Source organism: Streptomyces sp. NPDC091412, from assembly GCF_044756885.1.
Classification (GTDB): domain Bacteria; phylum Actinomycetota; class Actinomycetes; order Streptomycetales; family Streptomycetaceae; genus Streptomyces.
The window spans coordinates 54,349-60,540 of sequence record NZ_JBIVTV010000014.1 but is presented as its reverse complement, the minus strand read 5'-3'; the positions used below and the strand labels follow the sequence as shown (position 1 = coordinate 60,540).

At 73.3% G+C, this 6,192-nt stretch carries 5 protein-coding genes; 1 reads left to right on the top strand and 4 read right to left on the bottom strand.

Annotated features, from left to right (window positions below; translation table 11 throughout):
* Positions 1 to 219: 219 nt before the first annotated feature.
* Positions 220 to 1,155 carry a hydroxymethylbilane synthase gene (hemC, locus tag ACIQMV_RS28030; RefSeq protein WP_402596162.1) on the bottom strand — a complete coding sequence of 312 codons (936 nt, stop codon included), beginning with the start codon at positions 1,153 to 1,155 and terminating at the stop codon, positions 220 to 222.
* A gap of 75 nt (positions 1,156 to 1,230) precedes the next feature.
* Positions 1,231 to 2,217: an ATP-dependent DNA ligase gene (locus tag ACIQMV_RS28025; protein WP_401777872.1), complete on the bottom strand. Its 987-nt coding sequence runs from the start codon at positions 2,215 to 2,217 to the stop codon at positions 1,231 to 1,233.
* Between the two features lie 184 nt (positions 2,218 to 2,401).
* Here ACIQMV_RS28025 and ACIQMV_RS28020 point away from each other — a divergent pair, with 184 nt between their 5' ends.
* Positions 2,402 to 3,373 carry a TauD/TfdA dioxygenase family protein gene (locus tag ACIQMV_RS28020; RefSeq protein ID WP_402596161.1) on the top strand — a complete coding sequence of 324 codons (972 nt, stop codon included), beginning with the start codon at positions 2,402 to 2,404 and terminating at the stop codon, positions 3,371 to 3,373.
* Between the two features lie 30 nt (positions 3,374 to 3,403).
* Here the strand turns inward: ACIQMV_RS28020 and ACIQMV_RS28015 are convergent, their stop codons facing one another.
* Positions 3,404 to 4,906: a metallophosphoesterase family protein gene (locus ACIQMV_RS28015; RefSeq protein ID WP_402596160.1), complete on the bottom strand. Its 1,503-nt coding sequence runs from the start codon at positions 4,904 to 4,906 to the stop codon at positions 3,404 to 3,406.
* Positions 4,907 to 4,993: 87 nt separating this feature from the next.
* Positions 4,994 to 6,187 (bottom strand): glycoside hydrolase family 64 protein, encoded by a 1,194-nt coding sequence (locus ACIQMV_RS28010; RefSeq protein WP_402596159.1) that lies wholly within the window; start codon positions 6,185 to 6,187, stop codon positions 4,994 to 4,996.
* Between the last annotated feature and the right edge of the window lie 5 nt (positions 6,188 to 6,192).

The following is a 6,192-nucleotide window of genomic DNA, read 5'->3' as shown; positions in this document are numbered from 1 at the left end:
CGCCGTACGCCTGCAGCACTCGGTCGCGCCCGCGCCGTACTCCGCCGCCCGGCCGTACGCTCGGAGTGCCCCCGCCGTACTCCGCCGAGTCCGCGCCGTACGCCGGTGCGTTTCCGCCGTTCTCGGCCGCCCCGCCGTACCCCCGGAGCGCCTCCGCCGTCCTGGGCCGCCCCGCCGTACCCCGGTGCGTTTCCGCCGTCCCCTGCCGCGCCCGCGTCGTCAGTGCGGGATGCCGTCGATGATCTCCCGGGCGCCCTGGCGGAGCAGGGCGACGGCGACCGAGGTGCCGAGTGTGGCCGCGTCCAGCCGGCCCGCCCACTCGTGGGCGTTCAGCCGGATCTTGCCGTCGGGGGTGAACACACAGGCCCGCAGCGAGAGTTCCCCGGCGCGGTCGACCTGCGCGTACCCGGCGATCGGGCTGTTGCAGTGCCCCTGGAGCACATGCAGGAACATGCGTTCCGCGGTGGCCGCGCGATGGGTGCCGGGGTCGCCGAGCGGGCCGACTGCCTCGATGAGTTCGCTGTCGCCCTCCCGGCACTGGAGGGCGAGGATGCCCGCGCCGATGGGCGGCATCATCGCCTCCGGGGACAGCACCTCGCTGATGACGTCCGCGCGCCCGATGCGCTCCAGGCCCGACGCGGCGAGCAGGAGCGCGTCCGCCTCACCCGCGGCCAGCTTCTCCAGCCGCCGGTTGGCGTTGCCGCGGAACGGCACGCAGTCGAGGTGCGGGTGGCCGGCCGCGAGCTGGGCGACACGGCGGACCGAGGACGTGCCGACGCGGGTGCCGGCCGGGAGCTCGTCCAGGGTGAGCCCGCCGGGGTGGACGAGGGCGTCGCGGACGTCGTCCCGCTTCAGGAACGCGGCGAACGTCGTGCCGGCCGGCAGCGGCCGGTCGGCGGGAACGTCCTTCAGACAGTGCACCGCGAGGTCCGCCTCGCCGGCCAGCAGCGCCGCGTCGACCTCTTTGGTGAAGGCGCCCTTGCCCTCGACCGCGGACAGATCGCCCAGCCACGTGTCGCCGGTGGTGCGCACCGGGACCACCTCGGTGCGCACACCGGGGTGCGCGGCGGCCAGTTCGGCGCGGACGCGTTCCACCTGGGCGAGCGCCATGGGGGAGTCGCGGGAGACGATACGGATCAGTTCGGGGACGGACATGCGGGACACCATAGACCTCGCTGCCGGCGATCCGTGCGGTTCAAGACGTTCGGATGCAGGGAGGTTGACGTGCCGTCACATCTCCTGATCGTCGGGCGGGTCCGCCACCGCGGCCTCCTCGGGGGTGAGGTCGGGGCGCAGCCGCAGCCAGGAGGGCTGGCGCAGCATCCCGGCCCGGGTGCGCACGCTGTAGCGGACCTCGCCGACCAGCCGCGGCAGCACCCAGTGCGCCCCGCGCACCGCCGGTACGGGGTCGAAGGGGCACACGTCGGTCGCCAGGGCGGCGAGCAGCGCGGCGAGCTCGGACCGCTCCGCCTCGCTCCAGCCGGTGCCCACACTGCCGACGTAGCGCAGCCGCCCGCCCGTGAACCGGCCCATCAGGACGGCGCCCGGCAGGCCCGTCAGCCGCCCCTTGCCGGGCAGCCAGCCGCCCACGAGGACGTCCTCGCTGCGCATGTTGCGGATCTTGATCCAGGCCCGGGAGCGCACCCCCGGCTCGTACACCGAGTTCAGCCGCTTGCACAGCAGGCCCTCAAGACCGTGCTCGCGGGTGGCGGCCAGGGCCTCGGCGCCGTGGCCGACGACCGCCGAGGGCGTCGACCAGTACGGACCCGTCAGGCCGAGGTCCTCCAGGCGCTCGCGGCGCCGGATGTAGGGGAGGGCGAGCAGCGGGTGCGCGCCCAGGTGCATCACGTCGAACAGGACGAGGTGGACGGGGACCCGGGCGGCCCTGCGCGCTGCCCGGCCGGGGGCGTGGGCCAGCCCCATGCGCCCCTGGAGCAACTGGAAGTTCGCTCGTCCCTGCTCGTCCAGCGCCAGCACCTCCCCGTCCAGGATCGCGGGCGTGGCGCCGAGCACCCGGCCGAGGGGCCTCAGTTCGGGGTAGGCGGCGGTGATGTCCTCACCGGAGCGGGCCCGCAGCAGCAGCCCGCCGTCACCGGGCAGATACGCCACCACGCGCTGGCCGTCCTGCTTCGTCTCGTACGCCCACCGCGCGTCCTGAGCGGCCGGCGGGAGCGGGCCGGGCGTGGCGAGCATGGGCGGGATCAGCGGCAGGGTCACGGCAGAGATGTCGACGAACCGGCATGCCGCCACGCGCGCCGGGCGGCACTTTCCCCTGAAAGGGTCCCCGCGGCGGCCTGTGCGCGGACCCGTCGCGGACGGGGGAGGGGAGGCCCTGTCGCCCGGGGCGGAAAACGCTGTCACGATCGGCGGAGACCGTTACGACGACCATCGGAGCGCGCGGATGACGACGGACACGGGCACAGCGGGCGGGCGCGGGGCCGGCGGGATCGAGGTGAGGCCGGTCGCCGGGTACCTCGGGGCCGAGGTCACCGGAGTGGATCTGGCCGGGGGGTTCGACGACGCCGTGGCCGCGGAGATCCGTGCGGCGGTGCTGCGCTGGAAGGTGCTGTTCTTCCGCGGGCAGGGGCTGGACCACGCCTCCCACGTGGCCCTCGCCCGCCGCTTCGGCGAGCCGGTGGTCCTGCGGCGGCGCGGCGGCGCGTCACCGACGGACGTCCCCGAGGTGGAGACCACCGCGGACCGGCTGGAGCTGGGCGGGCGGTTCGGCATGGACCACGAGGAGTGGCTGCGGCGCCGCCGGCACACGCTGCTGCGCGGCTGGCACTGCGACCACGGCGCCCGCGTCGACCCGCCGGCCGCGACCGTCCTGCGCGCCGAGACCGTCCCGCCGTACGGCGGCGACACCACTTGGTCCAACCTGGCCGCCGCCTACGCCGGACTGTCGGAGCCGGTACGCGCCTTCGTCGACGGGCTGCGCGCCGAGCACCGGCTCGGGGTCGGCTACCAGCCGCGGCCCGGGGACGACGCGTACGCCCGTCACCTGATGGACCATCAGATCGCTACGGTGCACCCGCTGGTACGCGTCCATCCCGAGACGGGCGAGCGGCTGCTGTTCGTCAACGGCTACTACGTCGAGCAGATCGAGGGCCTCTCCCGGGCGGAGAGCGCGGCGATCCTGGAGATGCTGCTGGAGCAGGCGGTCCGGCCCGAGTACACGGTCCGGTTCCGCTGGGAGCCGGGCAGCGTGGCCTTCTGGGACAACCGGGCCACCATCCACCTGGCACCCGGCGACAGCGCCCACCTCGGCTTCCCGCGCATCATGCACCGGGTGATGCTCGCCGGTGACGTACCGGTCGGAGTGGACGGCAAGCCGTCCGAGCCGATCACCGGCAGCGAGCCGGGCCGCTGGTGACCGGCCGGGGCGCGGCCGGTACGCCGGCGGTCAGGTCAGGGGGATCGTGACCTCGTCCTCGACGGGCGGTGCCACCTCCTGGGCGCGTCCGCCGGTCGCCGCGAAGCAGCGCAGCCGGACCGCCTCCCCGGTCACGTCCAGACGCAGGAACGACTTGAAGAACGGCGGGCTGTACGTGGCCGAACTCGGCGAGAACAGCTGGGTGTAGAGCTTGCGCACCGGAAGGCGGAAGCGGGCCCGGCGCTCCGGGCGGCGGCCGGCGCCGAGCAGGCTCGCCACCAGGCGGACGCGTCGGGTGACCCGTACCGGCGTGCCCCCGGGGCGGACGGACGGGACGCCGAGCCGCTCGGCGACGACGGCCATCGCCTCGGCCTCGCTGAGCGTGAGGAAGCGGCGCAGCCGCAGCCGGCGGGCATACACCCTGCTGTAGAAGGCCAGGGAGTCGCCGCGCAGCGGATAGCAGCGGAAGTCCGACTCGGTGACGTTCGCGACGGACACGCGCGGGATGGTGTGGGTGGCGTGCATGAACGCGCCCCCGCCGCCGGAGACGACGTACTGGACGGTGCGGCCGTCCACGTCGACCGGATAGCGCTGGTAGTTGTGGATGTCGCCGCCGATCGCCGCCACATAGCGGTGCGCCGGGTCGCGCACGATGTCGTCGACGGTGCCGCCGCCCTCGATGGGGCAGGGATGGTGTTCGCCGTCCACGTACAGCGGTGATCCGGTGAGGAGGATCTTCGGGCGGGGCCCTCGCGAGACCTCCCGCAGCCAGGCGCCCTGCTCGGCGTCGATCGTGCCGAGCAGGCCGGTGTCGATGCCGACGATCCGCACCGGACCCGCGTCGATCGCCCAGTACGGGCCCGGCTGGACGGCCTGTTGACCCGGTTGCGACCTCAACTTCCGGGCCTCGGCCAAGCGTTGCTCGTCCGTCGGGCGCGGCCGATGCCACAGCAGCGCACGCCACCAGGCACGGCCGAGCGGGCGGGACCCCGGCCCGGGCGGCAGCGGCGGGGCGTCGTCGCAGAAGACGCGCATGAAACCGCCGAGGTCCTCGTACCAGTCGTGGTTCCCCGGTATCGCGTAGATCGGCGCAGGATAGTCCTGGTACGGGCGGAAGAACTTGGTGCCGTAGTCGTCGGTGCTCCCGACGGGATAGATCACGTCACTGGTGATCACGGCGAACGACGTTTCCCGACCGGCCTCCAGAAGGCCGGGTACGACGGCGTACTGCGAGTCGTCGCCCGCGCCGGTGTCCCCGATGACGAGGAAAGAGAAGCGGTCCCCCTCCGGTCGCCGTATCACCTTGTCCGCCGGGGCGCCGGCCGCCGTCCGCTGCGCCACCCACCGGTCCCGGGTGCGGCCCGTGGGGTCCCCGAACCAGGAGGCGACCACCCCGTTGCGGGCGGCCCACAGGACGCGCGGGTCGAGCCAGGACAGCTTCCGCACCCTGGCGGGGAGTAACTGCCGGTACGAGCCTGGTTCGGTGGCCGTCCAGCCGGCGCCTTCGGCGGTATCGCGTGAGGAGTTGGACACGCGGTGCACCGTAACAATGATCAATGCCCTGCGGACGAGAGGGGTCCGGCGACCGGGCGCCGGACCCCTCCGTGGCCAACTCGCTTGCTAGTCCAGGGGATCGAGGGTGAGGTAGGCCCGCTGCGGATCGCCGTCGTGGACCAGGGACTCCTGGTTGCCGACGTCGTCGAAGGCGAACGCGTAGGCCTTGGAGTCGGCCATCCGGTCATGGATGATCCGCGCGTAGTGGTTGGTCACCGAGTCCTGGTAGAAGTTCGCGGCCGTGGCGTCCGGCTGGTCGGGGTTCACCAGGAGCGTGGACCGGTTGAACGCGGCGCACAGCGTGCGGGAGATGGGACCGCGTACCGCGTCGTTCGGGGCGTCCAGCAGTTTGTGGCAGCCGAAGACGCTGTCGGCGTCCGGCTTCCGGAAGCTGGTGACGACGGCGCCCGACGCGTCGGTGAAGTTCATGACGTCGCCCGAGACCCGGCCGTAGTAGCGGGTGCCGGGCTGGTCCCCGAACGGGGTGACGGTGAGCGTGGTACCGGCGTACTTCTGCCAGACCCGGTTGACGTAGTCGTCCATCACGCCGCCCGGCAGGGCGCCGTTCTCCATGCCGTGCCCGGGTGAGAGCGCTCGCAGCACGGTGCCGTCGGACCGGGTCCGGATCAGACCGCCCCAGCCGCCGGGCTGCGCGCGCAGGGCGTCGAACACGGCGTGGTAGCCGCCCGGCTTGAGGCGGCCGGTGCTGACGGTGCTTCCGTCGGCGCGCCGGACACCCACCGAGTACGGCACCGAGAACATGTCCACCTGGGTGCTGTTGAGCCATAGCCCGGCGTCGTTCAGCGTGTACTCGGACCAGTTGAAGAGGATGTCGTGGTTGGGGTCGCTCGGGTTCTGCACGGCGGGCTGGACCAGTCCGCCCGTGGTCAGTCTGAAGTCGAGTTTCTGGCCGTAGGAGAAGTAGATCCGCCCGGAGAACTTGGGGATGCGGATGGTCGCCGACTGCCCGGCGGCCGGCCCGGGGATCGAGGCGTCGGGGGCGGGAGTCGGCGGGTTCCCGCCCGCCGGCCACGGGTGGAAGGCGCCGTTCGCGTCGGCCCAGCCCTGCTGACCGGTCGTCAGGGACGTGCCGATGTCGTAGATGTACAGCTGCTCGCCGCGGGCGGAGTTGTTGGTCACCTCCAGCGGGATCGTGTCGGGCACCGCCGCCTCGGCCGGGGCGGGGGCACCGAATCCGAGCAGCGCGCCGACGAGGGCCGTCGCCCCTGTCGCCGCGAGCACCTTGAGTCTGCTGAGCATGCTCC

What these genes read in the sequence shown, in the direction of transcription:
- ACIQMV_RS28010 (WP_402596159.1), bottom strand. Translation starts at nt 6,187, where the DNA reads ATGCTCAGCAGACTCAAGGTGCTCGCGGCGACAGGGGCGACGGCCCTC.
- ACIQMV_RS28020 (WP_402596161.1), top strand. Translation starts at nt 2,402, where the DNA reads ATGACGACGGACACGGGCACAGCGGGCGGGCGCGGGGCCGGCGGGATC.
- hemC (WP_402596162.1), bottom strand. Translation starts at nt 1,155, where the DNA reads ATGTCCGTCCCCGAACTGATCCGTATCGTCTCCCGCGACTCCCCCATG.